The 238-nt window shown below is 45.8% G+C and carries 1 rRNA gene; it reads left to right on the top strand.

Going from position 1 to position 238, the window contains the following annotated elements:
- A 23S ribosomal RNA gene (locus SB717_RS39330) occupies window positions 1–226 on the top strand; the annotation flags it as partial.
- Window positions 227–238: the final 12 nt, after the last annotated feature.

Below are 238 nucleotides of genomic sequence, written 5' to 3'. Positions count from 1 at the left end.
AGAGGACCGAATTGGACTAACCTCTAGTGTATCTGTTGTCCCGCCAGGGGCACCGCAGAGTAGCTACGTTGGGAAGGGATAAGCGCTGAAAGCATATAAGCGCGAAACCCACCACAAGATGAGATTTCTTTTAAGGATCGTGGAAGATGACCACGTTGATAGGCTATAGATGTAAAGGCAGTAATGTCATAGTCGAGTAGTACTAATAATCCGTAAGCTTATGTACACCCTTTTCTCC

It is taken from the genome of Priestia sp. SIMBA_032 (assembly GCF_046535215.1).
Taxonomy (GTDB): domain Bacteria; phylum Bacillota; class Bacilli; order Bacillales; family Bacillaceae_H; genus Priestia; species Priestia aryabhattai.
Note: the sequence above shows the minus strand (reverse complement) of the source record. Positions and strands in the feature narration are given on the sequence as shown.